Source organism: Mesorhizobium sp. M0184 (assembly GCF_040322215.1).
Classification (GTDB): Bacteria; Pseudomonadota; Alphaproteobacteria; order Rhizobiales; family Rhizobiaceae; genus Mesorhizobium.
This window is the reverse complement of the sequence record NZ_JAMYSZ010000030.1, coordinates 1-26,584: the sequence shown is the minus strand read 5'-3', so window position 1 is coordinate 26,584 and position 26,584 is coordinate 1. Positions and strand designations below refer to the sequence as shown.

Here is a 26,584-nt window from a genome sequence, read left to right as displayed (position 1 = left end):
GCAAAAGCGGATCGAGTTCGACCCTAATCCAGCGTCCGGCGGAACCGCACCAGCGCAATACCGGCGAACAGGGCCACGAACACCACCAGCCAGCCGATTTCCGTTGCCACCGCCGGCAGTTCGGCGCCCTTCAGCATCACCGCGCGGATGATGCGCAGGAAATGCGTCAGCGGCAGCACCTCGCCAAAGACCTGCGCCCAGTCCGGCATGCCGCGATAGGGGAACATGAAGCCGGACAGCATGATCGACGGCAAGAAGAAGAAGAAGGTGAGCTGCAGGGCCTGCATTTCCGTGCGGGCGATCGTCGAGATCGTGTAGCCGAGCAGCACCAGCGCCAAGACGAAGATAAGGACCGCCGTCAACAGCAGCGACATCGACCCGGTGAAGGGGATGGCAAACAGAAGCTTCGAGGCTGCCAGCACCACCAGCACCTGCACGGCGCCGACCGCCAGATAGGGCAGCACCTTGCCCAGCATGATCTCGAGCGGACTTGACGGCATCGCCAGAAGGTTCTCCATCGTGCCGCGCTCGGTCTCGCGCGTCAGCGCGATCGAGGTCATCATCACCATCGTCATCTGCAGGATGACGCCGAGCAGGCCGGGCACGATGTTGTATTGGGAGACGGCTTCCGGATTGTAGCGCCGGTGCACCACCACCTGGAGCTGGCCCCGGGCAGCTTCGGCCGCCGTCTCCTGCATGCCGCGTGCCCTGAGCAGCGCCTGGTTGGCAACGGTGCCGAGCGTCGAGATGGCGCCGCTGGCGACGGCCGGGTCGGTCGCATCCGCCTCGATCAGAATCTGCGGGCTGTCGCCGCGCTCGACCCGCCGGGCAAAATCGGCGGGAATGGTGACGACGAAGGCGACGTCGCCGCGCGCCATCAGGAATTCGGCTTCGACGGCACTTTGCGCGACGTGGTCGAAGCGGTAATAGCCGGTGGTCTGCAGTGCCGAAACCATGGCTCGTGTGTAAGGATCGCTGCTCATCGCCACCAGCGCTGCCGGCAGGCTCTTCGGATCGTTGTTGATGGCATAGCCGAACAGCACCAGCTGCATCAACGGCACGCCGAGCATCATGGCGAAGGTGATGCGGTCGCGCCGCATCTGGATGAACTCCTTGATCAGCAGCGCGCCTAGCCTGGCGAACGAAAAGATGCTGTTTATCCCATTTTTCATCCCATGTTGTCCTTCGAACCGGACATGAACTGGATGAACACATCCTCCAGGCTGGTCTCGCCGGGCGTCACCGTAACGCCCTCGTGCTCTTTCTCGACATCGGCGAGCGCTGCCTGAAGTGCCGTCCTGTCGGAGCCGACGACATGCAGCGTCGCGCCGAACGGCGCCACCTGGTCGACGCCGGGGCGGCCATGAAGTGCGGCAGCGACCTGATCGAGCCGCGGCCCTTGCAGGACGAAGGTGGTCAACCCGGCATTCCTCACCACGTCCTCGACCGTGCCGGTGGCCAGCATCTTGCCGTAGGAGATGTAGCTGATGCGATGGCAGCGCTCGGCCTCATCCATGTAATGGGTGGAGACCAGCACGGTCAGGCCGCCGCTCGCCAGCCGGTGGATCTCGTCCCAGAATTCGCGTCGCGCTTTCGGGTCGACGCCCGCCGTCGGTTCATCGAGCAGCAGCAGTTTCGGCTTGTGCATGATGCAGGCGGCCAGCGCCAGCCGCTGCTTCCAGCCGCCGGACAGGGTACCGGCCAACTGGTTCCTGCGCGATGTCAGGCCGAGCTCCTCAAGCGTCTTAGCCACGTGCTCGTCGAGCGGCTTCAGCCGGTACAGCCGTGCCACGAATTCGAGATTCTCGCCGATCGTCAGATCTTCGTAGAACGAGAATCTCTGCGTCATGTAGCCGACTTCGCGTTTGATCCGCAGGCTGTCGGTGCGGATGTCGAAGCCCAGAACCGTGCCTTCGCCCTCATCCGGCGTCAGCAAGCCGCACATGATGCGGATGGTCGTCGTCTTGCCCGAGCCGTTCGGCCCGAGGAAGCCGACGATCTCGCCCTCGGCCACAGCCATAGTCACATGGTCGACGACGGTCTTGTCGCCGAAGCGCTTGACCAGGCCGTGCACGTCGATGACGTTCATTTTCCGATGTCCGCCAGATCGACGTCGACGATCTGCCCGGGCTGCAATGCGCTGGCGTCGCCCTCCGGCCGCGCTTCGACCAGATAGACCAGCTTTTGCCGGGTCTCGAGCGAGTAGATCACCGGCGGCGTGAATTCCGGATCCGGCGACACGTAGCTGACGCGAGCCTTCACGCCCGATCCGCAACCGTCGCAATGGACGTTGAGCAGCGTGCCGACATCGACCGAGGAGAACGCGCTTTCCGGCACATAGACGCTGAGCTTCACCGCGCCATCCGGCAGTATCGAGATGACCGGCGCGGTCGGCCCGGCCGTGTCGCCGGGATAGCGGATGACATCGTTGACCCGGCCGGGCGAGGGCGCCGTCAGCACGCGCTTCGACAGCCGCCACTGCGCTTGCTCCAGCGCCGATTGCGCCTGCCTGACCTGATTGTCGGCGGCCTTGATCGTCTCGGGCCGTGCCGGCAGGCCACCGACGGCGAGATTGGCCTCCGCCTGGCCGACCTGTGCGTTGGCCGTCTCCAGCGTCGCGGAAGCCGTGTCGTAGTCGGCCTGTGTGCCGGTGCCGCGTTTGAACAGATCGCTGGCGCGGATGTAACGGCGTTTGGCGTCGGCGGCTTGCGCCTTGGCCATGTCGACCTGCGCCTTAAGCACCGCGATCTCTTCCGGCCGCTTGCCGACCTGCAGGTCGGCGAGTTGCGCCTGGGCCTGCGCAAGGGCCGCCTCGGCTTGCGCGATGGCGATCTTGGCGTCGGCGTTTTCCAGCGTCACCACCGGCGTGCCGGGCGCGACGCGGTCGCCGCGCTTGACCACAATCGTCTCGACCTGCGCCACCTCGATCGGCGCGAGCAGGACGTAGTCGCCCTCGACGTAGCCGACGGCGAGCGGTGCTCCCGGCGCGCAGGCGCTGAAAAGCTGGGCGGCAAGCGGCAAAGAACAGAGCAGGCTCATGATCCACGATCCTTTCGGGCAGCCAAATCGCGCCGAGCCAAAATCGCGCTGAGATTATCCGTCACCACCGCCGCGATCTTTCCGGCCTCGTCATTGCCGATCTCGCGCCAGCCCATGCGGCGCATAACCGCCTCGCGGCCGATGCGGAAATAGACGACCTGGCCAATCAGCGTGAACACGGTGAGTTTTGTGCGCTCGCTCTCGGCCGGCTCGCCCGTCGCCTGTTCCCAGATCAGGCAGAGCCGGTTATGCGCCGGTTCGAACACGCCGTCATAGATACGGTCGAGCGCCGCGGTAGGATGCGACAGCTCGCGCAGGACGAACTGTACAATCTCGCCGGCTTCCGGCCTTGCCGCGATGAAGGCGACCATCCGCTCCAGTGCGACGGCTAAATGTGCCCGCGCGGCCTCGGTGTCCGCCAATGCCGCGACCGGCGCCTGCAGATTGCCGATCGCCTGGCCGGCAACGGTCTGGATGGTGTCGACGATGTAGTCGGCCGCCGCGTTGCGGAGCCCTTCCTTGCCGCCGAAATGATAGGCGATCGAGCCGATATTGGCCTTGGCCTCCGCCGCGATCTGGCGCGTCGAGGTGCCGTCGAAACCTTGCCGTCCGAACAGTTTCAACGCCGCGCGGACAAGTGCCGCCCGCGTCATATCGGCGGCGGTCTTGGGCGCCTCATGAGGAAGGCCGCTGGCGCTGGGCGATTTGATCATGGCCAATAATTTAATCAATCGAATGATTAAAGTCAAGTGCGGTCAAGCGGCTTGCCAACTCTGGCCGTGCGCGCTTTAGTGCCTAGCCATGGGCAAGGAAATCGAGCGTAAGTTCCTGGTCTCAGGTGAGGAATGGCGGGCAATGGTCGAGGCGGACATTCATATCCGTCAATTCTATCTAGTCGCCGAACCCAGCCGCACGGTGCGTGTGCGCATCAGCAACGATGCGGCCGCCAAGCTGACGCTCAAGTTCGGCAGCCAGGCACGCGAGCGCGATGAATTCGAATATCCGGTACCTTTGGCGGAGGCGCAGGAGATGCAGGCCTTTGCCATCGGACATGTCATCGAGAAGACACGCCACCATGTTAGACACCGCGGCTATCGCTACGAAGTCGATGTCTTCGGCGGGACGCTTGCGGGGTTGGTGATCGCCGAGCTCGAGACGCCGGATGATGTACAGGACGAAATGCTGCCACATTGGCTCGGCCGTGAAGTCACCGGCGAGCCAAGATTTTACAACGCGTCGCTCGCCCTTGGGGGGATTCCGGAGATCGTCGCATGAGCTTTCGTATCGATCCGCGCATGTCGCTGACCGGAGAGGTCAGGCGCATCCTCGCCGAGGAGATCGGCAAGGCGCTTGTCCATCTGGACGCCGCGCGTGACAGGCCCGAACAGGGGCTGCACAAATGCCGCAAACGGCTGAAGAACGTCCGCGCCTTGCTGCGCCTTGTCCGTTCCGGAGACGAAACATTCTGCGTGACGGAGAATCAGTGCTACCGCCAGGTGGCGGCCCTGCTTGCCGGCCCGCGCGAGGCGACCGCACTGGTGGAAACAATCGACCGGCTGGCGGCAAGCTTTTCCGAGCAAAGTGCCGGCGATGGCCTCGGTGCCGTGCGTGACAGGCTCGTCGCGCGCCAGCATGAACTGCATGGCGGAGCAGGCCTCGATGCTGCGATAGGCGCGGCGATTTCCGTTTGCGAGAAAGGTGTCGCCCGGATCGACAAGCTCGCTCTGCCCGACCAGCCGGAGCAGGCTGCCGACGTGCTCGCCGAAGGCGCGCGCACCACTTTGCGTCGCGCCAGGAAAGCGCTGGATAAGGCGGCTTCGCGCGGCGAAGCCGATGACTTTCACGATCTGCGCAAGGCGGCCAAGACGCATGGCATGCACCTGTCGCTGCTCGGCAGGCTGTGGCCGACGCCGATCAAGACGCGGCGCAAGGCCGTCGACGAGTTGGGCGAGCGGCTTGGCGAGCTGCACGATGTGTTCGTCATGCGCGCGCTTCTAGATGCCGAGGACCAGCCGCTCGGTCCTGCTGAAGAGACGCGGTTGCTTGCCAAGCTGCTGAAGCGTTCGGAAAAGAGCCTGAAAAAGACCTGCCTCGCCGAGGCGGTCGAGCTTTTCGGCGACAGCCCGAAGCGCTCGACGAGGAAGCTCGCCCGTAAGGCGCGCGAAGATCTCACAGTTGCGCACGAAGACGCCGGCACGCCTGGCGTGGGCTGATCATGGTCTAACTTGCCGCCCTGTGGTAATCGCCGTCTGGCATGACCGAGCCCGGCGACACGCTTCTGGACCGACTTGGCCGCTGGCTTGCCGGCCGGCTGCAGGAGGAATCGTCCGGCTACGAGCCTTACACGCCGTCGGACGCCGAAACGTTGCGCCGCACGCTCGAGCCCGGCGACATCCTGCTCATCGAAGGCAACCAGAAGATCTCGGCGGCGATCAAATACCTCACCCAGTCGACCTGGTCGCATGCCGCCTTCTATATCGGCGATGCATTGCCGGAGCCGGAGGACGGATCGGAGCGGCGGCGCCTGATCGAGGTCACGCTCGGCGATGGCTGCATCGCCGTGCCGCTGTCGCGCTATCGCAGCTACAACACCCGCATCTGCCGGGCGAGTGGCCTGGCTCCGGACGATCGCGAAGCGGTCGTCGCGTTCATGATCGGCAGGCTCGGTCTCAGATACGATCTCAGGAACATATTCGACATGCTGCGCTACTTCTTGCCGACGCCGCCGGTGCCGGTGCGCTGGCGCCGCCGCATGCTGGCTTTCGGTTCCGGCGACCCGACGCGCGCCATCTGCTCGTCGCTGATCGCCGAGGCGTACGGCCTGATCCGCTACCCGATCCTGCCGGAGATTACCCGGGCGCCTGGCCGTGCCTCGGCCCAGTCGAGCTATTCGCGCAGGGAAATCCTGCACATCCGCCATCACTCGCTCTACACGCCGCGCGATTTCGACCTGTCGCCCTATTTCCGTATTGTCAAGCCGACGCTGGAATACGGCTTCGACTACCGGCAGATGGTCTGGGATGACAAGGTGGCGAACAAGACCGCCGAATAGCCGCTCGATCTTGTGTTTGAGCAGGGGACCCTCTGAGAACCGGTTTGCGGCCGATACTCAGGGGGTAAGAAGCTCAGTCAGACTGGCTGCCGCCAACAGCCCGGACTCGGTCGTTCTGCATTTTGACCTAGGCCGGCAGACGTCGTCCGTTTGCGGCAGCCGCAACTCGATCGTCGGTCCGTGCGCCTGCGTCGCGCGGATGCGGCCCGATCGGCATGATCACCGGGAACGGCGTTGCGCCGAACGCAAACGTCCATTTGTAGCCGACCAGTCGGTCTTCAGGCGTCGTGTGCTGGTCGTGATGAGCAAGCAATTTGGCGCGCTCCGCCAATTCCTCCGCCTCGCGCCTGACCATTTCCGCCGTTTCCGGCCGCATCCGCCTGGAGAAGCTGACGAACGTCGACTCGCGCTCAAGATGGGTGATGGCCCAGCCGATGAAATTCTTGTTGGTCGTCTCGAACAGCGGCCGCAATGGCCCCTCGAAATTCCACTGGATCGGCGCCTCGATCAGCAGCCTTGCCGACAGGCCGCGACCGAGCGCGACCAGGCCGAGTTCCTCGAGCTCGCGCAGATAGAGGAACATCGAAGCCTCGCTCAGCCCTTGTGAGCGCATGATGCCTTCGGGCGTGAATTTCTCGGAAAGCATGACAAAGACGAACAGCAGTGCCGACCGCCCGGCGAGCTTGCGCTCGATCTCCGGCGCGATCTGGTTGGCGGGTCCTGGTCCTCTGTTCATAGAGCCGAGCACGTTCTCCAACTCTACGCCGGCGGCAGTGCAGATCTCCATCAGCCGGTCGAGCTTGCAGTTGCGCTCGTGGAAGATGCGCTTCACCGTCGGCTCGGAAACACCCATCCGCTCGGCAAGGACGCGATAGGTGATGCCCTTTGCCTTAAGCGTCCGCTTCAGCGCTTCGAAGATCAGGCCGTTCATGGGATGCACCTCTTTCGCACGATTTGGTATCAGCCTTCGGTACTAGTCCTGATAGCTCTTCCCGAAAAGTATCGAAAAGCCTAGCTCTCCGCCAGTCCATTACAGGAGACTAGCCATGAAGAGCCTCTTCACCTCGATACTTCTCGCCCTGGTCGGCATCACCGCCGCGCCGGCAGTTCAGGCCGCTGAACTGTGGCGCACCGGCGGCCTCGAGCAGCCTGAATCGGCGCTGTTCGACGCCGCCGGCCAGCGCGTTATCGTCTCGAACATCGTCGGCAATCCCGGCGAAGCCGACGGCAACGGCTATCTGTCGATCCTGTCGATGGACGGCAAGCTCGTCACGCAACACTGGACCGACGGCATGGACGCGCCCAAGGGCATGGCGATTGTCGGCGGCAAACTCTACGTCGCCGACCTCACCCATGTGCGCGTCGTCGACCTCGCAAGCGGCAAGCTAACATCGACGATCGACGTGCCGAACGCGGTCTTTCTCAACGACATGACCGCCGACGCGTCCGGCAAGATCTACGTCACGGATATGCTTGCCGATACGATCTATCGCATCGACCGCGACCGGCCCGAACTGTTCGTCAGGGATGCGGCGCTTGCTTCGCCGAATGGCATCTTCGCCGATGGCGGCCGGCTGATCGTCGCTTCCTGGGGCAAGGGCATCAAGCCCGACTTCAGCACCGCGGAGCCGGGCGGCCTGCTCTCGGTCGATCTTGCTACCAAGGCCGTTTCGCCACTGCCTGGCGCGGAAAAGTTTGCCAACCTCGATGGCGTCGTTGCCATCGGCGGCAGCATCTACGCCACTGCCTATATGACCGGCACGCTCTACCGCTACAAAGCCGGCGGCACGCCGCAAGCGGTTGCGACGTTCAAGCCGGGCAGCGCCGACATCGGCACCGACGGCAGGTCGACAATCTTCGTGCCGCTGATGAACGAGGGCGAGGTCTCAGCGTTAGGCCTCGACTAAGCCGGCGTTGCCAGCTCAGGCGACGGGCGCGGCTCTCCTCAGCTGCGCCCGCGCATCCGTGGTCGAGGCGCGTAAGTCACCAGCGGCCGCTTGACGCCGTGGTTGATCAGCATGCGGCGTATCCTGGGCTGAAGCGCCTGATATAATGAAGCGAACGCCGGCGCGGCTCGCTTGTGGGCCGCGCCCCCGATGACATTGGCTGCCGTCGAATCGAAGATCGGCACCGCCGAACAGTCGAGGATGAAGTTCCTGCGCTGGCGTGGTCGGCGACGTCTTCCTGTACCAAGGATTGATGGTCTGCCTCCAAACATGCAGCACTCTTTGCCAGCCGATGCGCTGTCATGCTACAAACCTCGGCATCGTTTGGCGGGACATCCACTGCGATCCCGATTGCACAGGCACGACTTCAAAAGGATGAGCGGGTGAAGATATTCAAAGCGTTGGCGACCTCGACAGCCTTGCTGTCGATGGTTTTCCTGCTGGCAGGCTGCGGTCATGGCCTGATCAACAGGCTGATTTGAGTCAGGTGCCGTCGGCCCGCCCAAGCCATCGCTGCAGGAACCGTGCCGCAAGCCAGCACAGCATCGCCCAGGCAAAGCCGGCGCACCAGCCGGCCAATACGTCGGACGGCCAGTGGACGCCGAGATAGATGCGGCTGATGCCGACCACCACCGTCGTCAGCACCGCCAGCCCGAGTACATAGATTTTCGTTGTGCGCCCGGGCAAAAACCGCGCCGCCATGCTGCCCAGCGTCAAATACGTCACCGCCGATAGCATGGCGTGGCCGCTCGGAAACGAAAGCGATGCCACATCGGCGAGATGCGAGACCAGATCAGGGCGCGGCCGGTCGATATCGAATTTCAGCACGCTTGACAGGAGCTGGCCGCCCGCTACCGCGACGAACATGAGAAGCGCCGCGCCTGGCCTGCGGATAAGAAGCAGATAGACGATCATTGCTGCCGTGATCAGCAGCAGTACGCTGGCGCTGCCGAGGCTGGTGATGTCGCGCATCGTCCCTTCCAGCCACGCCGGTCCGATCGGATTGTCGGGCTGGCCGGCCTTGCGGAAGGCAAGCAGGATTTCGGTGTCGAAGGCATGCGGCGTGGTGGCCCGCGCCAGCTCCATCAGCTCCTCGAACCCCCACAGCCCGCCGGCAATGACCAGCCCGGCCAGCAGAACCGGGAACTCCAGCCAGTTGGGCAGTCTGCTTGCAATCTTCTTCATCGGCCCGATCGCAGTTACAGCCTTTGCAGATAGGGCCCGAGCGTGATCAGCGCCACAGCTGCGATGGCAAGCACGATGCCGGTTGCCTGCAAGGCATTGACGCGCTCGCCGAAGAAGACCAGCGCCACCACATTCACCGACACCAGCTGGATCACCGCCGACAGGCTGAACGACACCGACATGCCGAATTCACGGATCAGCCTCAGCATGATCAGATTGCCCAGCGAGTAGAGCGCCAACGTCAGCACGATCTTGCCGAGGCTCGGCGCCAGCCCCCACTGTTTTGCGGCCATCGCCGCCAGCAGGAAGATCACCGTCGAGACGCAGAGCTGCCCAAGTCCCCAGAAACTCACTTTTGTTCCTCCCGATGCGGTCCCTACCGCCTGCCGCAGCTCTTGTTTCCGAAGCGCCGGTCGCGGTCAAGCGGGGCCGATGTTGGATACGAAATCGCAGGTGGCAATTTAGCCGGCATGTCATCAAACTGTGACCTGCCGGTAATACCGGATTGGCCAGGCAACACGCTCCAGCAATCCATCCAGCCAGAGGCAGGCCCTATGACCGAACATCGCACCCCTGACGCCCATTTCCGCACCAGCCTGCTCGAGGAAAACGATGGGCCAGGAGCCAATCTCACCGGCAACCGCACCATGGGTGAGATCATCGCCGCGCGGTTCTCACGCCGCGGCTTCCTCAAGGGTTCGCTTGCCGTCTCGGCCATAGCCGCTACCGTCAGCCCGCTGGCGCTGATCACCTCCGACAACGCCCGCGCCGCCGAAGGCTCCGCCTTCGCTTTCGACGAGCTCGAGGCCGGCATCGACGACAAGCATCACGTCGCACCTGGCTATGACGCCGACGTGCTGCTGCGCTGGGGCGATCCGCTGTTCGCCGATTCGCCGGGATTCGATCCGACAAAACAGTCGGCGGAAGCCCAGGCCAGACAATTCGGCTACAACAACGACTATGTCGGTTATATCCCGATCGACGGCTCGGCCGAGCACGGCCTGCTGGTCGTCAATCACGAATACACCAATCCGCACCTGATGTTTCCGGGCCTCGTCACCATCGTCGATGGCAAAGCCAAGCAGGCGCCCCTCAGCAAGGAGCAAGTCGATGTCGAGATGGCCGCGCATGGCGGCACTATCGTCGAGATACGCAAGGTATCAGGCAAATGGCAGGTCGTTCGCGACGGCAAGCTCAACCGCCGCATCACCTCCAACACCGAGATCGCGCTCTCCGGCCCGGTCGCCGGCCACGACCGCGTCAAGACCAGCGCCGATCCGACCGGCACGAAGGTCATCGGCACCATCAACAATTGCGCCGGCGGCGTCACGCCGTGGGGCACCTATGTCATGGCCGAGGAGAACATCCACGGCTATTTCTCGGGCGAGCTGCCGCAGGGCCACAAGGAGGCGGCCAATTACAAGCGCCTCGGCATTCCCGAAGGTGCCTATGAATGGGCAGCGCATTACGACCGTTTCGACATCGGCAAGGAGCCTAACGAGCCGAACCGCTTCGGCTGGATCGTCGAGGTCGACGTCCAGGATCCGACTTCGGTGCCGAGGAAGCGCACCGCCATGGGCCGCTTGAAGCATGAGGGCGCCGAATCGATCGTCGCCCAGGATGGCCGTGTCGTCTTCTATCTCGGCGACGACGAGCGCTTCGACTATGTCTATAAGTTCGTCGCCACAGGCAAGTTCGATCCGGACAACCGCGCCGCCAACATGGATTTGCTCGACGACGGCACCTTGCATGTCGCCAAGTTTGCCGACGACGGTTCGGTCGAATGGCTGCCGATCGTCTTCGGCCAAGGGCCGCTGACGGCGGAGAACGGCTTTGCCAGCCAGGCCGACGTGCTGATCGAGACGCGCCGCGCCGCCGACCTGCTCGGCGCCACCAAGATGGACCGCCCGGAAGACATCCAGCCCAATGCCGCCAACGGCAAGGTCTATGTCATGCTGACCAACAATTCGAAGCGCAAGGCCGACCAGGTCGACGCTGCCAACCCGCGTGCCGAAAATGCCTTTGGCCACATCATCGAGATCGTCGAGGACGGCGGTGATTTCACCGCGACAAAGGGCAGGTGGGAAATCCTGCTGAAATGCGGCGATCCCGCTGTGGCCGACGTCGGCGCCACCTTCTCGACCGCAACCACCGCCAATGGCTGGTTCGGCATGCCGGACAATTGCACGGTAGATACGGCTGGCCGCCTCTGGGTCGCCACCGACGGCCAAGGCCCGAAAGCCACCGGCCGCACCGATGGTTTGTGGGCTGTCGATACGGAGGGGACGGCACGGGCGACATCAAAGCTGTTCTTCCGCGTGCCGATCGGCGCCGAAATGTGCGGTCCCCTGTTTGCGCCGGACGACCAGACCGCCTTCGTTGCGGTCCAGCATCCGGGCGACGGCGGCGAGGACTGGGAGGCTTTCGGCCGTCCGTCCTACTATGAGGATTTGTCGACGCGCTGGCCCGACTTCAAGCCGGACATGCCGGTGCGCCCGGCGGTCGTTGCCATCACCAGGCAAGGCGGCGGCAAGATCGCGGTCTGACACGCAGCAAGGTCTTGCAGTCTCAAGGAAGGATTTCGGCGGTACGAAATCCTTCCTTCCGATACGGGATGCATCCATGCTGCGCATCATGCGCCGACTAATCATTCGGTGCGCTGAACCACGGCCACATTCATTGTGCTTCGCAACCTGAAGCCGATGGACTCGTATAACGCTATGGCCGCGGCGTTGCTGGCATAGGCGTGGAGATAGGGAACTTCGCCGCGCGCCACTATCCGGTTTGCCACGAATAGGGACAGCAGCTTTCCTAGGCCACCGCCGCGAAATTCCGGATGTGAGCACACCCCGCTGAGTTCAGTATAGCCAGGTCGCTTCATGCGCTCGCCGGCCATTGCCGCAAGCCTGCCCTCGATCTTCACACCCCAAAAATCGCCCAGGCTCAAGGCTTCGAGCGTGAATGGGCCAGGCTTGGTGAGCAATGCCAGGGCGAGCATCTCAGCAGCATCGTCTCGGGTCAGACGATGCACGCGCGGGTCGGAGACGATCTGCAATGGCTGCTCGGCGATCATCTGAACCCCGGCTGCGGTCGAAGTCGCGGAAAGCCCCGTGGGCAGAGCAATCGCGTCCGCTTGAAGCAGGATCACACTCTCGCCCGGGGGGACAAGGTTTTCGAGCGCCCGCAGGCTTTCCGGGTCGTCCGCACCAGTGGCGGCGAAAGGGACGATCGACGGCCGATATCGCATGGCGAGGTTGTCACCCTCCGCGAAGGCCCGATGTCGCGTCTGAAGCGCGCTCCAGATAGGGCGGTCGAGCAGATGTCTCATTGCGCGGCACCCTCAGGCTTATTTACACGACGGTCGAGAGGGGCAGCGGCGAGGCCGTCCTCGATGGCAGCCAGCTGCTCAAGAAGCGGCCCCGAAAAACCTGCGCACAAATCCGCGACCACGTTCTCGATGCAAGGCCAGACGTCGCGCTTTGCGACATCGACCAGCCGCCGCCCGTCCCGAGTAAGCGAGACGATCCTGCGCCGCTGGTCATCGGTCGACGGACTGACTTCGAGCAGTCCCAATGCGGCCAGAAGCGAGACGCTTCGCGTTACGCCTGGCTGCGCGATGCCAAGGGATTGCGCCAGTTCCCCGACCGACAGCGGACCCAGCCTGTCGAGCGCGGCCAGCAGCGGGTATTGGCTCGCCTGAACCGGGACATCCAGCCTGTCGAGCAGGCGCTGCGCCTCCGCTTGCAGTTGCTCGCCTATACGCTTCAGCCTGCTGCCCAGGCACAGAAAGCCAAGCGATCGTATGACGTCTTCCATAGGCCAATTCATCCCCATGAACATCGATAACATGATATATAACAATGCATGAAAAGCAAGATCGAGGCATTCAAGCGCGGGCTCCAGGCATCGGGCGCAGGCCTATCGCCTTCGGCAAGGAAAGGTCGATCGGTCAGGCTGCTTCGCCTGGACGAGGCCCGTTCGATCAGTTGCGCAGCCGGTAGCCGGTCCTGAAGATCCAGGCGACGATCGTTATGCAGATGAGCAGGAAGACCACCGTCATGCCGAGGCTGACGCCGACCGAAACGTCGGACTTGCCGTAGAAGCTCCAGCGGAACCCACTGACCAGGTAGACCACCGGGTTGAACAGCGTCACCGTGCGCCAGATGCCGGGCAGCATGTTGATCGAATAGAAGCTGCCGCCGAGGAAGGTCAGCGGCGTGATGATCAGCAGCGGCACCAGCTGCAGCTGCTCGAAGCTCTTCGCCCAGATGCCGATGATAAAGCCGAACAGGCTGAAGGTCACCGCCGTCAGCACCAGGAAGGCGAGCATCCAGAACGGATGCTCGATCGTCAGCGGCACGAACAGGGAGGCCGTCGCCAGGATGATCAGGCCAAGCACGATCGACTTTGTCGCCGCGCCCCCGACATAGGCGATGACGATCTCCAGATAGGACACCGGCGCGGACAGCAATTCGTAGATCGAGCCGACGAATTTCGGAAAATAGATGGCGAAAGAGGCGTTGGAGATCGATTGCGTCAGCAGCGACAGCATGATCAGCCCCGGTACGATGAAGGCGCCGTAGCTGATGCCGTCGATCTCGGTGATGCGCGAGCCGATGGCCGAACCGAAGACGACGAAATAGAGCGACGTCGAAATCACCGGCGAAACGATGCTCTGCAGCACAGTGCGAAGGGCGCGCGCCATCTCCACCCGATAGATCGCCCATACCGCATGAAGATTCATGGCCGCGCGCAGGTTCATGCCGGTTTCCTCACCAGATTGACGAAGATCTCCTCGAGCGAGCTGTTTTCGGTATCGATGTCGCGGAACTGGATGCCGGCCGCCTCGAGCTCGCGGATCAGCGAGGCGACGCCCGGCCGTTCGCTCTGGTTGTCATAAGTATAGGTCAGCTGTCCGCCATCCGGCGAAAGCTCCAGCGCGTAGTGCGAAAAAGCATCGGGAACGGTGGCCAGGGGACTGCGCAGTTCCAGCACAAGCCGTTTGCGGCCAAGCTTGCGCATCAGCTCGGCCTTGTCCTCCACCAGCACGATCTCGCCGCGGTTGATGACGCCGACGCGGTCGGCCATCGCCTCGGCTTCTTCGATGTAATGCGTGGTCAGGATGATGGTGACGCCGTCTTCGCGCAGCCGGCGCACCATCGCCCACATGTCCTGGCGCAGCTCGACGTCGACGCCTGCCGTCGGTTCGTCGAGGAACAGGATGCGCGGTTCGTGCGACAGCGCCTTGGCAATCATCAGCCGGCGCTTCATGCCGCCGGACAGCGTGATCGCCTTGGCGTCCTTCTTGTCCCAGAGCGACAGGTCGCGCAGCACCTTTTCGACGAACGCCTTGTCCGCCGGCTTGCCGAACAGGCCGCGGCTGTAGTTGACCGTCGCCCACACGCTCTCGAAGGCGTCGATGGTCAGTTCCTGCGGCACCAGCCCGATCAGACTGCGCGCGGCGCGGTAGTCGCGGTTGATGTCATGGCCGTCGACGGTGACGGAACCCGACGAGCGGTTGACGATGCCGCAGACGATCGAGATCAGCGTTGTCTTGCCGGCGCCATTCGGCCCGAGCAGCGCAAAGATCTCGCCGCGCACGATGTCGAGATTGATCTCCTTCAGCGCCTTGAAGCCGGTGGCGTAGGTCTTGGTGACCCCGGAAATCGAGATGATCGGCTGCATGGCTGAAAACGACTGCTTGAAACAGAGTTGTTGATTTAATCCGCTGAATGTCGGTCCGCAAATCCGGATGTCAATGGCGCTCCCGACAGTTCTGGACATCGAGGTTCGCCGGAATAGGCAACACCTGCCCGGTCGTCCAGCCAAATTCCACGCAAAAGCAGATTAACCGCACTGCGGCGTTCCGCCTCGCGGCGGGACGCCGCTTTGACCGTCCGGTGCATCAAGCCTATCCTTCAACAAACAAGCAGCAGCCGGAGCCGCCATGGACCCGCTCATTCTGTCGCGCATACAGTTCGGCGCGAACATCTCGTTCCACATCCTGTTCCCGGCGATCACCATCGCGCTCGGCTGGGTGCTGCTGTTCTTCAAGCTCCGCTACAACGCGACAAACGATTCCGCCTGGATGCGCGCGTATTTCACCTGGGTTAAGGTATTCGCGCTGTCCTTCGCCATGGGCGTGGTTTCCGGCGTCACCATGAGTTTTCAGTTCGGCACCAACTGGCCGGGCTATATGGAGACGGTCGGCAACATTGCCGGCCCGCTGCTGGCCTACGAAATCCTGACCGCCTTCTTCCTCGAGGCGGCGTTCCTCGGCATCATGCTGTTCGGCTTCCGCCGCGTCTCGAACCGTGTCCATACACTGGCGACGGTGCTGGTGGCCGGCGGCACCACCTTGTCCGCCTTCTGGATCATCGCGCTCAATTCGTGGATGCAGACACCGGCCGGTTTCGAGATGCGCGATGGTGTTGCGCATGCCACCGACTGGTGGGCCGTTGTCTTCAACCCGTCCATGCCCTACCGGCTCGTCCATATGCTGCTTGCTTCGGGGCTGACCGTCTCGTTCCTGATCGCCGGCCTGTCGGCGCTGCGCTATCTCTACGGCGATCGCTCGGAATCGATGTGGAAGGCCTTGCGCACCGGCGTCTTCACCGCCGCTATCCTGATTCCCATCCAGATCTTTGCCGGCGACCAGCACGGCCTCAACACGCTGGAACACCAGCCGCAGAAGATCGCCGCCATGGAAGCCAACTGGAACACCGGTCCCAACGTGCCGTTGGTGCTGTTTGCTCTTCCCGATGAAGCGGCCAAGGAGAACAAGTTCGAGCTCACCATTCCGGATGGCGCCAGCCTCATCCTCAGGCACAGCGCCGGCGGCATCGTGCCGGGTCTGAACGATTATGCCGGCAACCATCCGCCGGTATTTCCGGTGTTCTGGGGCTTTCGCATCATGGTCGGCACCGGCCTCCTGATGCTCGCCGTCTCCTGGTCGGCGGCCTTCTTCCTCAAGCGCCGCCACGGCCTGCCCAAGCCGCTGGCGCTTGTCATGGTGCCGATGGCGCTGTCCGGCTGGCTGGCGACGCTGGCCGGCTGGTACACCACCGAGATCGGCCGCCAGCCCTGGCTGGTCACCGGCGTGCTGCGTACCGCCGATGCTGTCGGGCCGGTCGCCGGCAGCCATGTCGCGCTGTCGCTCGCGGTCTATCTCATCCTCTACGTGCTGCTCTTGATCGCCTATCTCGGCGTGTTGGTGCATCTGGCATTGAAGGCGGCGAAGGATGGTGACACCTCGCCGCTACCGGGCGTCATGAACAGGCCGCTGTCGCAGCCGGTTGCGCAACCAGGAGAAACATCATGAGCGTCGACTGGCCGACCCTGCTGCCTCTGATCTTCGCCGGGCTGATGGGCCTCGCCATCCTGATCTACGTCATCCTCGACGGCTTCGATCTCGGCATCGGCATCCTGTTCGCCGCAGCCGAAGACACCGAACAGGATACGATGATCGCCGCCATCGGCCCGTTCTGGGACGCCAACGAGACCTGGCTGGTGCTGGCGGTCGGCCTGCTGCTGGTCGCCTTTCCATTGGCGCACGGCACCATCCTGACGGCGCTCTACATTCCGGTCTTCGTGCTGCTGGTCGGCTTGATCCTGCGCGGCGTCGCATTTGATTTCCGCGCCAAGGTGCCGGCCGGCAGGAAGCACCGCTGGAACCGCATCTTTTTCCTCGGCTCGGTCATCGCGTCGCTGGCGCAAGGTTATATGCTCGGCGTCTATGTGCTCGGCCTCGACGTCGGCCCTGGCGGCGTCGCTTTCGGCGCGCTGGTGGCGCTCTGCCTTGCCGCGGCCTACACGGCGATGGGAGCGGCCTGGGTCATCTATAAGACCGAAGGCGATCTGCAGAAGAAGGCGGTGCTGTGGCTGCGCACGGCGTTGGTGCTGACCGCGCTCGGCATGGTCGCGGTATCGCTGGCCACGCCCTTTGCCAGCGCGCGCATCTTCGACAAATGGTTCGTCTGGCCGGCCATGCTCTATTTGTCGCCACTGCCGATCCTGTCGGCAGTGCTGTTCCTGTGGCTGTGGCGCCAGACCTTCCATCTACCGAAACCCGGCGACCGCCACGCGCTGCTCCCGTTCCTGACATTGGCCGCGATCTTCACGCTCGGCTTTGCCGGCCTCGCCTGGTCGTTCTACCCCTTCGTGGTTCCCGACCGGCTGACCATCTGGCAGGCTGCTTCGGCACCCGAAAGCCTGGCCGTCATCCTGGTCGGGACGGTCGTCGTGCTGCCGATCATCATCTTCTATTCGTTCTTTGCCTACCGGGTGTTCGCCGGCAAGGCGACGGATCTGACCTATGACTGACCGGCATCGCCGTCGCAGCCTGAAACAGAATATTCATCTTCAAGCGGAATAACCTTCTCTGGCCGGCCCAGCAGAATCGCCGGCAAGAAGAAGGGCAACAGAATGACCCCCTTTTCTGCGGCAGGACAGGATCGGCTGCTGCTTTTGCTGATCCGGACGGTCGCGCTGATCGGCGCACTCGCGCTTGCTGGCCTGCTGCCGTCCATGCCGCAGGCGCATGCCCAGGACGCGGCCAACTGGACGGGCGTGTGGGACACGAAGTGGCGCGGCGGCGGCGCCCAGATCAAGTTCGAGCAGACGGGCACTGACGTAAAGGGCGTGTACCCGCTTTATAACGGCCGTATCGAGGCCAAGGCCGAAGGCGACAAGCTTGTCGGCCACTGGTTCGAAGGCGACCGCCAGGGCGCCTTCACCTTCGTCCAATCGCCTGACGGCGGCAGCTTCATGGGCCGCTTCGATGCCGCCACCGCCGAATGGTGGACAGGCGTGCGCGTCAGCGCCGTCGAGGATGTCCGTGTCGACCAGTCGAGCCCGATGAGCACCATGCGCTCGTTCCTGCAGACGATGAACGAGAGCGGCGCCGACAACGTGCCGCGCGCCACCGGCGGCGGCATGGGTCTTGCCGGTCTGGCAGCGGGTCTCGTCGACGTCACCGAGGCCGACCGCGGCGGCCTCAACATGCCCGATTACACCAAGCTTCTGTTCACCGTCATCGACAACGCGACGTTCCGTCTGTGGAGCCTGCCGCATGATGCGATTTCCGGAGACGAGGTGACGGCGACGCTGCCGCAATACGGCACCAGGATCTCCTTCGCCGTCACTTTTCGTCGCAAGAATGGCGGCTGGTTCATCGTCGGGCCGCCACTTGCCCAGCTCCAGGCCAAGCTCGCCGAATTCCAGGAAGCGCGTGGCGAAGCCGTCGACATGGTCGACGATCCGAGCAGGCTCGCCTCGCCGCGCGACACGTTCAAGGTGCTGTTGAGCGGCCTCACCGAAGCCGGCGACCCGGCCCAGGCGGCGCTCGACCTGCGCAACTACAGTCAGGCGGTGCGTGGCGACGAGGCGTTCCTGCTCGAGCGCTATCTCAAAAAGGTCATCGACCGCATCGGCTACGTCTATTGGCAGGAGATCCCCGACGATCCGAAGAGCAACACCCCCTTCGTCTATTTCGAGCATGCCGCCGGCAACATCGTCATCGGCCCGGTCGAGACTGAGAAGGGCAAGATCTGGCAGTTCACGCCCGAGACGCTCGCCCACATCCGCGCGCTCTACGCCGATGTCGAAGACGTGCCGGTGGCCCCGGAATTCGCCGCCTTCGCCAGCACCGACCCGTTCTTCATCGCCCGTGGCCTCGCCCGCGAGATCAGCCCCGGCCTGCTCACCCGCGCCGGCCCGATGGAGCGCTGGCAATGGTCGATGCTCGGCCTTGCCGCACTGGCCGGCATCATCTTCGGCTTCATCGCCAATGCGCTGATTTACTTGTTTGTGCGAAGGACGGACAGCCCGGCCTTCTTCCGCATTGTCGAATGGGCGGTGCGCTCGATCGTGCTTGGCTTCTTCCTGCTGTTGACGCTGCGCCCGCTCGGTCTGCCGCAAGTGGTCGCCGCCCCGGTCAAGGCAATCGCCTGGAGCCTGGTCGTGATTGGCGCCGTGCCGGTGGTCTGGCACCTGATCGGCAAGGTCGCCGACCATTACCGTGGACTGTGGCAGGTGCCCGGCTATCACGACACGCTGATTTCGCTGTCCACCGGCGTGGCGCGCGTCGCCGTGCTGGTCGTCGCCTTCCTGCTGCTGGCCGAAGTGCTCGCCATCCCCTACGAAGGCGTCATTGCCGGTCTCGGTATCGGCGGTCTGGCGGTGGCGCTGGCCGCGCAGCCGACGCTGCAGAACTTCCTCTCCGGCCTGACGCTCTATGCCGATCGGCCGGTCAGCGTCGGCGACTTCTGCAAGTTCGGCGACCAGTCCGGCACGATCGAGCATATCGGCATGCGCTCCACCCGCATCCGGTCGCTCGACCGCACGATCATCTCGGTGCCAAACTCGGATTTCGCCGGCATGCAGATCGAGAACTACGCGCATCGCGACCGCACCCGGTTCGCGACGACGCTGCAGCTGCGCTACGAAACGACGCCCGATCAGCTACGTTACGTCCTGGCCGAGCTGCGCAAGCTGCTGATTGCCCATCCGCGCGTCATCGATGAGCCGTGCCGAGTGCGCTTTGCCGGCTTTGGCGCCTATTCGCTCGACATCGACGTGTTCACCTACGTCAAAACCGCCGACGTGGCCGAGTTCCAAGCCATCCGCGAGGACATCCTGCTGTCCATGATCAACATCATGGACGATGCCGGCGCGCAGTTCGCCTTCCCTTCGTCACTGGAATACAGAGCCACCGACCTTCCGGTCGACGACGAAAAACGCATCGCCGCGGAGAAAAGGGTCAGCGATTGGCGCGAGACGGAAAACCTGCCTTTCCCCGACTTCAGCCAGATCGACAAATTCGCCCTCAACAACACACTTGCCTACCCGCCTGAGGGCTCGGCGCATTATCGCGAGACAGAGCCCGATCCGGACTCGGCCGAGGCAAAGGCGACGCTGGAGAAGGTGCGCTGGAGCCTGCCTTGGAAAAAGGGGGACTAGTGCGAAGCGCGGAAACTGCTGATCTCCCCCCTTGAGGGGGAGATGTCGCTGAAAGCGACAGAGGGGGGTCGCCGCGCGTGGAGTGCCAACTTCGTCTTCCTCGATATGCCGGACCGCGTCGCGCCAACCGAACCGACCCCCTCTGGCCTGCCGGCCATCTCCCCCTCAAGGGGGGAGATCAGCAGGCCCCAAAAGCTCAGCTCTTGTTGGCGGCCAGCACCAGCACCGGCTTTTCGCGGTAGAGGTTGGGGAACAGCCGCTTCAGGTTCTCGACCTTGGGCAAATCGTTGTAGACGATATAGGGGTAGGTCGGGTTGAGCGTCAGAAAGTCCTGGTGATAGTCCTCGGCCGGATAGAAGGTCTTGCCGGTCTCCAGCGTCGTCACGATCGGCTTGGGAAACACCTTGGCCTTGTCGAGCTGGGCGATGTAGCTTTCGGCGATCTTTTTCTGCGTGTCGTTTTCGGCAAAGATCGTCGAACGGTACTGGGTGCCGCTGTCCGGACCCTGGTAGTTCAATTGCGTCGGGTTGTGCGCCACCGAGAAATACACCTGCAGCAGATGGCCGTAGGTCACCTTGGACGGCTCGTAGGTGATCTCGACGGATTCGGCATGGCCCGTCCGGCTGGTGCCGACCATTTCATAGACGGCCGTGTCCTTGTCGCCGCCGGCATAGCCGGAAACGGCGCTGGTGACGCCCTTGACGTGCTGGTACACGCCTTGCACACCCCAGAAGCAGCCGCCGGCGAAGACCGCCTTTTCGGTGCCGGCGGTGGCCTTCTCGTCCATTGCCGGCGGCGGGATCACCACCGCGTCTTCGGCCGAGACTGCCGGCGTCTGCCAGAATACGGCCGCGGCGGCCGTGAGGATGAGCGCGGCAAGTGCTGCTTTTGCGAAAATCGACGATCGTTTCACGACTCCGGTCATGTCTGATCTCCCATGATGCTGGTTTGGATTATACGACGGATAGGTCCGCCGGGCTCTCACATTGCTGTGCGCATCGCCTATTTGGCCGGAGCCATGGCATCGCAGGCCTTGGTCGCCTCTGTCTTCTTCATGGCGTCCGTCTCGGCGGCGGCCTTGTTCATGCAGTCGACCTTCATCGGATCGTCCGCCTTCATCGCAGTCGTGGCCATCGCGTCAGCCGCCATGGCGCCGGCCGGCTTCATGGCGTCCGTTGCCGGCTTCATGGCGTTTGTCGCCATCGCCGGCTTCATCGCATCTTCGGCCCGCGCCGGGCCTCCGGCGAACAGCGCCGTCGAGCAAAGTGCGAAGGCGAGTGCCGCCAGGGTCGGGCGATTGGTCAAACGATTGGTCATGATGATCTCCTAGGGTTCTGGCAGGGTTGATCGCATGCGGCGGCGCCGCTGCGCGTTGTGAAAATTTCGGCAGGGTTTCTAGTTGGTAGCGGCAGCAAGGATCGGCCCGCCGCCCGGCACCTGCACCAGCACCGCTGTGCTGAGGCCGCCCGTCGCCGCCGGCAGCGGCAGTGCGGTGGCGTCGCCGGTCCAACTGCCCAGCCTGGTCAGCGAATGCACGACATTGGCGTGCGGCAGCGTGCGGCCGGTGTTTTCGCCGCGCGCCACCGGCACCTCGACGATGCCCTTGCCGTAACGCACCAGCCAGACGTCGGCCTTGCCGCCGGGCACCGGACCGGCGCCGATGCTGACCTTTCCGCCGGCGAGCGACAGCGAAGGTCCGTCACCGTGGCCGCCGCTCGAAATCAGCTGCTCGATCTCGCCCGGCCTGGCGCCGACGGCATCGGCCCTGCCATTGACCACCACTTGCGGCGTGAACGGGCCGGAACGGCCGAGCGACGGTTCATAGCGGACCTGGCGCTGCGTGAATTCTTCTTTGCCGAATGTGTCCTTCCAGCCGAGATAGTCCCAGTAGGTGACGTTGAAGGACAGCGCCAGCACGCCGGGCCGGTCCTTGACCTTGATCAGATTGGCGTTGGCCGGCGGGCAGGACGAGCAGCCCTGGCTGGTGAACAGCTCTACGACGGTCAGCGTCTGTCCGGCGGCCGCGCTGGTTGCCGACAGCACAGTCGCGGAAAACAGTGCCGCGGCGAGCCCCATCAGGGCTGTGCTGCGTTTCGCTGTCGATCCGGGCATCGCATTTCTCCTGCGCAGACATCGTGTCATGTCCACACTTCGCCGCCGACACACGGTTCGTTACATCATCACCGCTTCGTGATCGTCCGCAGCTCTCCCTTCTCCCCTTGTGGGAGAAGGTGGATCGGCGCGAAGCGCCGAGACGGTTGAGGGGTGCTGGAAGAAATGAGGCGTTGGCGTTCCCTGGAACACCCCTCATCCGACCGAGCTTCGCTCGGCCACCTTCTCCCACAGGGGGGCGAAGGGAAGACGGTCGCTCGCAACCAACACGCCACCCGGTGTGACCGGGCGGCGGTGTGATGGACGGGCAGCCTAAGCGGGCCGATATGCCCTCGCACTCAGCTGCGGCGGCCTATTGTGTCAACAGCGTTTCCGATGCCCGCTGATTGAAGGCGCACTTGCCGGTTACTGTGTAGAAAAAGTCCGCGTTGGAATCGGTGATGGTCGGAGATGTCGGTACCGACGATCCCCCGTCTTCCCACGCTTGTGTGCTGGTCTGGCCGCACGGCACCAGCGTAAAGATATCGACCGTTTGGCCACTGGCGATCTCGACGCCGTTCGCGTAGAGGCGGTTCGATGTTGCCGGATCGTTCGATTTGAGCACCGTTGGATTGCCTGACGGGACATCCATCTGCAGATATAGCTGGTCCATCTGGCTGACGTCGATCACCGCGCCGGCACCGGTCGCGGGATACATTGTGTTGACACAGGTGGTCGCGTATTTCCTGCCGTATGAGTCGGTCTGGACGATCGTGGTGCTAGGCAAGCCGTAGAAGCTGAGCACCGTGGTGGTCGTACACACCTGCTGTTGGACCATAGTGATCGTCGCTCCGTTGATGGTGGAGACGGTCGCCGTGCCATAGCCTTTCGGATCGCCATAACCGTTGTATGTGTAGGTGATCTTCATCAGCTTGTTGGCCACCGTGTCCCCGAATTTGGTGCCGTAGAGCGTCATTGTCTTGCCCCACCAGCCCGAGATCTTGGTCACCTTGAACGTGGCTTGCACCAATGCCGGCCGCTTTGTCACTGCCGACGCAACGCCGACCTGCACCGTGTTGATCCTGGCGATCTGCATGAAATTCGTCGGCATGGCAAAGCCGGCCGAAGCCTTGATGCTGGCGGCGCCGTCGGGGGCGACGACGAAGCTGTCGAGCTTGGCCGTGCCTTGCCCGCCATTGGCCAGGTATGCCTCCTGCAGTTTTACCTGGCGGTCCGCCAGTGAGGTGTCCGTCGCAAGCGTCGTGATCGACAGCGACGCTGCATCGAGGGCGTTCTGCATCGATGCCCTGGTTGAAACCGCAGAGGTATAGTCGATGGAAAAACCCAATGCGGCAACCATCGGGATAAGCAAGATGGCGAGCAATGGCGCGAACGAGCCGCTCACCGATTTGAGAAATTTGCGTGCTGACAACGGCATTCCGATCCCCCCGAAACGGCGATAGACCGGTGGCTACCACGCCGGGCGCGAACTATGCTCTAATCTCATGGATCAAAGTTTAACGACTTTGCCGCCCCGCCGCCGCACCCGCGCCCCGCCGCTTGCCGATGTAGCGTGCCCCTGCTAAAGCGCGCCGCATGACCACGCCGATCAAAAACATCCGCAACTTCTCCATCGTTGCCCATATCGACCATGGCAAATCCACGCTTGCCGACCGGCTGATCCAGTCGACCGGCGGGCTGGAGCTGCGCGACATGAAGGAGCAGGTGCTGGACTCGATGGACATCGAGCGCGAGCGCGGCATCACCATCAAGGCGCAGACGGTGCGGCTGAAATACCGCGCCAACAATGGACAGGATTATGTCCTCAACCTGATCGACACGCCCGGCCATGTCGACTTCGCCTATGAAGTGTCGCGCTCGCTCGCCGCCTGCGAAGGTTCGCTGCTGGTCGTCGACGCCTCGCAAGGCGTCGAGGCGCAGACGCTGGCCAATGTCTACCAGGCGATCGACAACAACCACGAGATCGTCGTGGTGCTGAACAAGGTCGACCTGCCCGCCGCCGAGCCCGAGCGCATCCGCGAACAGGTCGAGGAGGTGATCGGCATCGATGCCTCCAACGCCGTGCTGATCTCGGCCAAGACCGGGCTTGGCATTCCCGACGTGCTGGAAGCCATCGTCAACGATCTGCCGCCGCCGCGCGAGGGCGACATCACGGCCCCGCTGAAGGCGATGCTGGTCGACAGCTGGTACGACGCCTATCTCGGCGTCATCGTGCTGGTCCGCATCATCGACGGCGTGCTGAAGAAGGGCCAGACCATCCGCATGATGGGCACCGGCGCCAGATACCTGGTCGAGCGCACCGGCGTCTTTACGCCCGCCCGCATCAATGTCGACGAGCTCGGCCCCGGCGAGTTCGGTTTCTTCACCGGCTCGATCAAGGAGGTTGCCGACACCCGCGTCGGCGACACCATCACCGAGGACAAGCGGCCGACGGCGCAAGCCCTGCCCGGCTTCAAGCCGGCACAGCCGGTGGTGTTCTGCGGCCTGTTCCCGGTCGACGCCGCCGATTTCGAGGATCTGCGCGCCGCTGTCGGCAAGCTGCGCCTCAATGACGCGTCCTTCTCCTTTGAAATGGAAACCAGCGCCGCACTCGGCTTCGGCTATCGCTGCGGCTTCCTCGGCCTGCTGCATCTCGAAATCATCCAGGAGCGGCTGGAGCGCGAATTCAATCTCGACCTCATCGCCACCGCACCTAGCGTCGTCTACCGCCTGCTGTTGAACGATGGCACGATCAAGGAACTGCACAACCCAGCCGACATGCCCGACGTCGTCAAGATTGCGGCTATCGAGGAGCCATGGATCCGCGCCACCATCCTCACCCCCGACGACTATCTCGGCGGTATCCTGAAGCTCTGCCAGGACCGGCGCGGCATCCAGGCCGATCTCTCCTATGTCGGCAAACGCGCCATGCTGATCTACGATCTGCCGCTCAACGAGGTGGTCTTCGACTTCTACGACCGGCTGAAGTCGATCTCCAAGGGCTACGCCTCCTTCGACTATCACCTCACCGACTACAAGGAAGGCGACCTGGTCAAGATGTCGATCCTGGTCAACGAGGAGCCGGTCGATGCGCTGTCGATGCTGGTCCACCGTACGGCGGCGGAAAAGCGCGGCCGCCAGATGTGCGAGAAGCTGAAGGAGCTGATCCCGCACCATCTGTTCAAGATCCCGATCCAGGCGGCGATCGGCGGCAAGGTCATCGCCCGCGAGACCATCTCGGCGCTGCGCAAGGACGTCACCGCCAAGTGCTACGGCGGCGACGTCTCGCGCAAGCGCAAGCTGCTCGACAAGCAGAAAGAGGGCAAGAAGCGGATGCGCCAGTTCGGCAAAGTGGATATCCCGCAGGAAGCGTTTATCCAGGCCTTGAAGATGGGGGATTGAGAAGCCGGTTGGCGCGCACAGCGCGCCAAGCCATCGATCCAGTGAATCGATGGCAGGCTTCGAAAGCGGGGGAGCTGCCGGAGGCAGCGGGCCCCCCGCCAGCGCGGCGCTGAAGCTGCATGGTGGAGATTGGGCAGAAGCGTGCGACAGGTTAGCAAGCTGGATACGCGCCGGCATTGCGACCCTTCAGGACAGCGGACCATCATTGGAGAATGTCCCGCCTTGAAGTATCCTTGCGGCTTCGGGGGAGACATCACATGCGCTCCACTCTGGACCTCGTCGCCGCGATCGGCCTCGCCATCGGCGGCGCTTTCGGACTCGCTGGTACCTTCGTGGAGAGCGCCGCTCTTCGCGAAACACTCTGGACGATTGACGGCGTGGCGCTGGTGGTGGCGGCCGCGCTGTTGACGATGAAATATCAGCGGCTGGGCAATGACTGCGTGGCGGCCGGATTTCTGAGCTTCGTGGCGGGCGAGAGCCTGCTGCTCTCCGGCAATGCGGCGGGGCTTGAGGCCAGCGTGCCCTCCTATGTCGGCGGTATCTCGCTTTGGGCGGCGGCGCTGATCATGGTCAGCGCGCCGAAAACCTTCGCGCTGTGGATGCGGCTCACGGCTGTCGTGGCCGCCTTGCTGTTTGTTGCGTCGGCGGGCCTGATCCTCTGGGGCGCGCCGTTGCTGCCGAGCCTCGGAGCCGCTGCCCGCCGCCGGATATCCCTTCCTGGTGCTCACATTCATCGGCTGGATCTGGACGCTGCTGAAGCCCGGGCGTTGAGCCCGGTCGGACCGCCCCCTCTCCGGCCGCTTCGCGGCCACCTCTCCCCACTTCGTGCTAGGCGATTCACACATTTCGAAGCGCCCATCCATGGGCGATGGACAGGAAGTGCTGCAATCCGTGTCGGAAGGTGATGGGT

25 protein-coding genes and 1 pseudogene are annotated in these 26,584 nt (G+C 63.5%); 10 read left to right on the top strand and 16 right to left on the bottom strand.

Annotated elements, in window-relative coordinates; translation table 11 throughout:
- Positions 1-23: 23 nt before the first annotated feature.
- From NKJ23_RS27405 to NKJ23_RS27390, 4 genes are read right to left on the bottom strand one after another with little or no spacing between them, the layout of a single operon-like run.
- Positions 24-1,160, bottom strand: coding sequence for an ABC transporter permease (locus NKJ23_RS27405; RefSeq protein WP_352683746.1), 1,137 nt, complete (start codon positions 1,158-1,160; stop codon positions 24-26).
- Between the two features lie 8 nt (positions 1,161-1,168).
- Positions 1,169-2,089 (bottom strand): ABC transporter ATP-binding protein, encoded by a 921-nt coding sequence (locus tag NKJ23_RS27400; protein ID WP_023679007.1) that lies wholly within the window; start codon positions 2,087-2,089, stop codon positions 1,169-1,171.
- Positions 2,086-3,039 (bottom strand): HlyD family secretion protein, encoded by a 954-nt coding sequence (locus NKJ23_RS27395; protein ID WP_352683662.1) that lies wholly within the window; start codon positions 3,037-3,039, stop codon positions 2,086-2,088. Before NKJ23_RS27395 ends, NKJ23_RS27400 begins: the two co-directional genes overlap by 4 nt.
- Positions 3,036-3,752: a CerR family C-terminal domain-containing protein gene (locus NKJ23_RS27390; RefSeq protein ID WP_352473604.1), complete on the bottom strand. Its 717-nt coding sequence runs from the start codon at positions 3,750-3,752 to the stop codon at positions 3,036-3,038. The genes NKJ23_RS27395 and NKJ23_RS27390 overlap by 4 nt, the downstream gene beginning before the upstream one ends.
- Before the next feature lie 88 nt (positions 3,753-3,840).
- Between NKJ23_RS27390 and NKJ23_RS27385 the strand changes: the two genes are divergently transcribed.
- From NKJ23_RS27385 to NKJ23_RS27375, 3 genes are read left to right on the top strand one after another with little or no spacing between them, the layout of a single operon-like run.
- Positions 3,841-4,314 carry a CYTH domain-containing protein gene (locus NKJ23_RS27385; RefSeq protein WP_023679010.1) on the top strand — a complete coding sequence of 158 codons (474 nt, stop codon included), beginning with the start codon at positions 3,841-3,843 and terminating at the stop codon, positions 4,312-4,314.
- A complete protein-coding gene (locus NKJ23_RS27380) occupies positions 4,311-5,252 on the top strand; it encodes a CHAD domain-containing protein (protein WP_352683660.1) in 942 nt (313 codons plus the stop codon). The genes NKJ23_RS27385 and NKJ23_RS27380 overlap by 4 nt, the downstream gene beginning before the upstream one ends.
- Positions 5,253-5,293: 41 nt before the next feature.
- Positions 5,294-6,091, top strand: a complete 798-nt coding sequence (locus NKJ23_RS27375; RefSeq protein ID WP_352539806.1) for a C40 family peptidase — start codon at positions 5,294-5,296, stop codon at positions 6,089-6,091.
- Between the two features lie 127 nt (positions 6,092-6,218).
- Here the strand turns inward: NKJ23_RS27375 and NKJ23_RS27370 are convergent, their stop codons facing one another.
- Positions 6,219-7,022, bottom strand: coding sequence for a helix-turn-helix domain-containing protein (locus NKJ23_RS27370; RefSeq protein ID WP_352683659.1), 804 nt, complete (start codon positions 7,020-7,022; stop codon positions 6,219-6,221).
- 115 nt (positions 7,023-7,137) lie between these two features.
- Between NKJ23_RS27370 and NKJ23_RS27365 the strand changes: the two genes are divergently transcribed.
- Positions 7,138-7,998 (top strand): SMP-30/gluconolactonase/LRE family protein, encoded by an 861-nt coding sequence (locus NKJ23_RS27365; RefSeq protein WP_352683657.1) that lies wholly within the window; start codon positions 7,138-7,140, stop codon positions 7,996-7,998.
- Between the two features lie 15 nt (positions 7,999-8,013).
- Here the strand turns inward: NKJ23_RS27365 and NKJ23_RS34745 are convergent.
- From NKJ23_RS34745 to NKJ23_RS27355, 3 genes and pseudogenes are all read right to left on the bottom strand, one after another.
- Positions 8,014-8,261, bottom strand: a pseudogene (locus NKJ23_RS34745) (sodium-independent anion transporter); the annotation flags it as partial.
- A gap of 259 nt (positions 8,262-8,520) precedes the next feature.
- A complete protein-coding gene (locus tag NKJ23_RS27360) occupies positions 8,521-9,222 on the bottom strand; it encodes a phosphatase PAP2 family protein (RefSeq protein ID WP_352683655.1) in 702 nt (233 codons plus the stop codon).
- A 14-nt stretch (positions 9,223-9,236) separates the two neighbouring features.
- Positions 9,237-9,575, bottom strand: coding sequence for a hypothetical protein (locus NKJ23_RS27355; protein WP_023679017.1), 339 nt, complete (start codon positions 9,573-9,575; stop codon positions 9,237-9,239).
- 201 nt (positions 9,576-9,776) lie between these two features.
- Here NKJ23_RS27355 and NKJ23_RS27350 point away from each other — a divergent pair, with 201 nt between their 5' ends.
- Positions 9,777-11,768, top strand: coding sequence for a PhoX family protein (locus tag NKJ23_RS27350; RefSeq protein ID WP_352683653.1), 1,992 nt, complete (start codon positions 9,777-9,779; stop codon positions 11,766-11,768).
- 101 nt (positions 11,769-11,869) lie between these two features.
- On the opposite strand, the gene NKJ23_RS27345 is transcribed toward NKJ23_RS27350, so the two are convergent.
- From NKJ23_RS27345 to NKJ23_RS27330, 4 genes are all read right to left on the bottom strand, one after another.
- Complete coding sequence (locus NKJ23_RS27345; protein ID WP_352683651.1) at positions 11,870-12,550, bottom strand: GNAT family N-acetyltransferase; 681 nt, start codon at positions 12,548-12,550, stop codon at positions 11,870-11,872.
- Complete coding sequence (locus NKJ23_RS27340; protein ID WP_352683649.1) at positions 12,547-13,038, bottom strand: MarR family winged helix-turn-helix transcriptional regulator; 492 nt, start codon at positions 13,036-13,038, stop codon at positions 12,547-12,549. The genes NKJ23_RS27345 and NKJ23_RS27340 overlap by 4 nt, the downstream gene beginning before the upstream one ends.
- A gap of 166 nt (positions 13,039-13,204) precedes the next feature.
- On the bottom strand, positions 13,205-13,966 hold the full coding sequence (locus NKJ23_RS27335; protein ID WP_352472853.1) for an ABC transporter permease: 762 nt from the start codon (positions 13,964-13,966) through the stop codon (positions 13,205-13,207).
- A gap of 14 nt (positions 13,967-13,980) precedes the next feature.
- Positions 13,981-14,907, bottom strand: coding sequence for an ABC transporter ATP-binding protein (locus tag NKJ23_RS27330; RefSeq protein ID WP_352472842.1), 927 nt, complete (start codon positions 14,905-14,907; stop codon positions 13,981-13,983).
- Between the two features lie 262 nt (positions 14,908-15,169).
- Between NKJ23_RS27330 and NKJ23_RS27325 the strand changes: the two genes are divergently transcribed.
- The 3 genes from NKJ23_RS27325 (at position 15,170) to NKJ23_RS27315 (ending at position 20,181) form a co-directional block, all read left to right on the top strand.
- Positions 15,170-16,543 carry a cytochrome ubiquinol oxidase subunit I gene (locus NKJ23_RS27325; protein ID WP_352683648.1) on the top strand — a complete coding sequence of 458 codons (1,374 nt, stop codon included), beginning with the start codon at positions 15,170-15,172 and terminating at the stop codon, positions 16,541-16,543.
- Positions 16,540-17,544, top strand: coding sequence for a cytochrome d ubiquinol oxidase subunit II (locus NKJ23_RS27320; RefSeq protein WP_352683647.1), 1,005 nt, complete (start codon positions 16,540-16,542; stop codon positions 17,542-17,544). Before NKJ23_RS27325 ends, NKJ23_RS27320 begins: the two co-directional genes overlap by 4 nt.
- Positions 17,545-17,646: 102 nt before the next feature.
- Positions 17,647-20,181 carry a mechanosensitive ion channel family protein gene (locus NKJ23_RS27315; RefSeq protein WP_352683645.1) on the top strand — a complete coding sequence of 845 codons (2,535 nt, stop codon included), beginning with the start codon at positions 17,647-17,649 and terminating at the stop codon, positions 20,179-20,181.
- Positions 20,182-20,377: 196 nt separating this feature from the next.
- On the opposite strand, the gene msrA is transcribed toward NKJ23_RS27315, so the two are convergent.
- The 4 genes from msrA to NKJ23_RS27295 all read right to left on the bottom strand — a co-directional run bounded on the left by msrA (position 20,378) and on the right by NKJ23_RS27295 (position 23,710).
- Positions 20,378-21,106: a peptide-methionine (S)-S-oxide reductase MsrA gene (gene msrA / locus NKJ23_RS27310; protein ID WP_352683643.1), complete on the bottom strand. Its 729-nt coding sequence runs from the start codon at positions 21,104-21,106 to the stop codon at positions 20,378-20,380.
- Positions 21,107-21,183: 77 nt separating this feature from the next.
- On the bottom strand, positions 21,184-21,498 hold the full coding sequence (locus tag NKJ23_RS27305; RefSeq protein ID WP_352683642.1) for a hypothetical protein: 315 nt from the start codon (positions 21,496-21,498) through the stop codon (positions 21,184-21,186).
- Between the two features lie 78 nt (positions 21,499-21,576).
- Positions 21,577-22,293 (bottom strand): DUF1223 domain-containing protein, encoded by a 717-nt coding sequence (locus NKJ23_RS27300; RefSeq protein ID WP_502898865.1) that lies wholly within the window; start codon positions 22,291-22,293, stop codon positions 21,577-21,579.
- Positions 22,294-22,645: 352 nt separating this feature from the next.
- Positions 22,646-23,710, bottom strand: coding sequence for a TadE/TadG family type IV pilus assembly protein (locus NKJ23_RS27295; protein WP_352683640.1), 1,065 nt, complete (start codon positions 23,708-23,710; stop codon positions 22,646-22,648).
- 158 nt (positions 23,711-23,868) lie between these two features.
- On the opposite strand from NKJ23_RS27295, the gene lepA reads away from it, so the two are divergent.
- Positions 23,869-25,674 (top strand): translation elongation factor 4, encoded by a 1,806-nt coding sequence (lepA, locus tag NKJ23_RS27290; protein ID WP_352683638.1) that lies wholly within the window; start codon positions 23,869-23,871, stop codon positions 25,672-25,674.
- 257 nt (positions 25,675-25,931) lie between these two features.
- Complete coding sequence (locus tag NKJ23_RS27285; protein ID WP_352683636.1) at positions 25,932-26,579, top strand: hypothetical protein; 648 nt, start codon at positions 25,932-25,934, stop codon at positions 26,577-26,579.
- The last annotated feature ends 5 nt before the right edge of the window (positions 26,580-26,584 follow it).

What these genes read in the sequence shown, in the direction of transcription:
- NKJ23_RS27400 (WP_023679007.1), bottom strand. Translation starts at nt 2,089, where the DNA reads ATGAACGTCATCGACGTGCACGGCCTGGTCAAGCGCTTCGGCGACAAG.
- NKJ23_RS27395 (WP_352683662.1), bottom strand. Translation starts at nt 3,039, where the DNA reads ATGAGCCTGCTCTGTTCTTTGCCGCTTGCCGCCCAGCTTTTCAGCGCC.
- NKJ23_RS27390 (WP_352473604.1), bottom strand. Translation starts at nt 3,752, where the DNA reads ATGATCAAATCGCCCAGCGCCAGCGGCCTTCCTCATGAGGCGCCCAAG.
- NKJ23_RS27385 (WP_023679010.1), top strand. Translation starts at nt 3,841, where the DNA reads ATGGGCAAGGAAATCGAGCGTAAGTTCCTGGTCTCAGGTGAGGAATGG.
- NKJ23_RS27380 (WP_352683660.1), top strand. Translation starts at nt 4,311, where the DNA reads ATGAGCTTTCGTATCGATCCGCGCATGTCGCTGACCGGAGAGGTCAGG.
- NKJ23_RS27375 (WP_352539806.1), top strand. Translation starts at nt 5,294, where the DNA reads ATGACCGAGCCCGGCGACACGCTTCTGGACCGACTTGGCCGCTGGCTT.
- NKJ23_RS27370 (WP_352683659.1), bottom strand. Translation starts at nt 7,022, where the DNA reads ATGAACGGCCTGATCTTCGAAGCGCTGAAGCGGACGCTTAAGGCAAAG.
- NKJ23_RS27365 (WP_352683657.1), top strand. Translation starts at nt 7,138, where the DNA reads ATGAAGAGCCTCTTCACCTCGATACTTCTCGCCCTGGTCGGCATCACC.
- NKJ23_RS27360 (WP_352683655.1), bottom strand. Translation starts at nt 9,222, where the DNA reads ATGAAGAAGATTGCAAGCAGACTGCCCAACTGGCTGGAGTTCCCGGTT.
- NKJ23_RS27350 (WP_352683653.1), top strand. Translation starts at nt 9,777, where the DNA reads ATGACCGAACATCGCACCCCTGACGCCCATTTCCGCACCAGCCTGCTC.
- NKJ23_RS27345 (WP_352683651.1), bottom strand. Translation starts at nt 12,550, where the DNA reads ATGAGACATCTGCTCGACCGCCCTATCTGGAGCGCGCTTCAGACGCGA.
- NKJ23_RS27340 (WP_352683649.1), bottom strand. Translation starts at nt 13,038, where the DNA reads ATGGAAGACGTCATACGATCGCTTGGCTTTCTGTGCCTGGGCAGCAGG.
- NKJ23_RS27335 (WP_352472853.1), bottom strand. Translation starts at nt 13,966, where the DNA reads ATGAATCTTCATGCGGTATGGGCGATCTATCGGGTGGAGATGGCGCGC.
- NKJ23_RS27330 (WP_352472842.1), bottom strand. Translation starts at nt 14,907, where the DNA reads ATGCAGCCGATCATCTCGATTTCCGGGGTCACCAAGACCTACGCCACC.
- NKJ23_RS27325 (WP_352683648.1), top strand. Translation starts at nt 15,170, where the DNA reads ATGGACCCGCTCATTCTGTCGCGCATACAGTTCGGCGCGAACATCTCG.
- NKJ23_RS27320 (WP_352683647.1), top strand. Translation starts at nt 16,540, where the DNA reads ATGAGCGTCGACTGGCCGACCCTGCTGCCTCTGATCTTCGCCGGGCTG.
- NKJ23_RS27315 (WP_352683645.1), top strand. Translation starts at nt 17,647, where the DNA reads ATGACCCCCTTTTCTGCGGCAGGACAGGATCGGCTGCTGCTTTTGCTG.
- msrA (WP_352683643.1), bottom strand. Translation starts at nt 21,106, where the DNA reads ATGACCGGAGTCGTGAAACGATCGTCGATTTTCGCAAAAGCAGCACTT.
- NKJ23_RS27305 (WP_352683642.1), bottom strand. Translation starts at nt 21,498, where the DNA reads ATGACCAATCGTTTGACCAATCGCCCGACCCTGGCGGCACTCGCCTTC.
- NKJ23_RS27300 (WP_502898865.1), bottom strand. Translation starts at nt 22,293, where the DNA reads ATGCCCGGATCGACAGCGAAACGCAGCACAGCCCTGATGGGGCTCGCC.
- NKJ23_RS27295 (WP_352683640.1), bottom strand. Translation starts at nt 23,710, where the DNA reads ATGCCGTTGTCAGCACGCAAATTTCTCAAATCGGTGAGCGGCTCGTTC.
- lepA (WP_352683638.1), top strand. Translation starts at nt 23,869, where the DNA reads ATGACCACGCCGATCAAAAACATCCGCAACTTCTCCATCGTTGCCCAT.
- NKJ23_RS27285 (WP_352683636.1), top strand. Translation starts at nt 25,932, where the DNA reads ATGCGCTCCACTCTGGACCTCGTCGCCGCGATCGGCCTCGCCATCGGC.